The following is a 699-nucleotide window of genomic DNA, read 5'->3' on the forward strand; positions in this document are numbered from 1 at the left end:
AACCTATCTCAATTTGATAAACAGAACCAGAAAACATAACAAAATTACTACAGCCATGACCAGTAGGAATAGACGGCCTTAGAGCGCCTTCATTTAAAAATGATTCCCAAGCACCGCCATGAGAATCTTTATCAATATTTAATTGAGTTTTAGCTTGAGCAGTTGCCAAATCAAACTCTGAATCACCATCACCATAATGACCAGTATTTTGCTCAGGGTCAGCAAATTTACCAGCACCGCGAACTAGATTATTTAAATTATCACCAAGCGAAGTAATATTATTTTGAGTCTGCTCATCAGCTGATCGCTTGTCATCTGTAGAAGTATCATCTTCGGTAAGTTTATCCTTGATGCCCTCTGACAAATCAGGGGTTGCCGTTTTAACGCCCTTAGCAACAGCAGAAGCTACTTGATCCTCAGTTAGGGACTTACCGGACGTGCCACCGGAAGAACCTCCAGAGGAGCCACCCGTATCAGAACCGCCAGAAGAGCCACCAGTATCAGAACCACCAGTATCACCGCCACCAGTCTCAGAACCACCAGTATCACCACCAATATCGTCAGTTGGTTGTGATTGACTCTCACCAGACTCAGGAACGTAACCTGTAGGCTTCCAAGTCGCAGCACAGACCGTTTTAGCGTTATTACAAACGATAACGCCCGTTGCTTCATACTCACAGCCGTTATAGTTAATATAAC

The 699-nt window shown here is 43.8% G+C and carries 1 pseudogene; it reads right to left on the reverse strand.

What is annotated here, in order from left to right:
• A pseudogene (locus CG67_RS18310) lies at positions 1–699 on the reverse strand (attachment protein); the annotation flags it as partial.

Source organism: Tatumella sp. UCD-D_suzukii (genome assembly GCF_000611875.2).
In the GTDB taxonomy this organism is placed as follows: domain Bacteria; phylum Pseudomonadota; class Gammaproteobacteria; order Enterobacterales; family Enterobacteriaceae; genus Tatumella; species Tatumella ptyseos.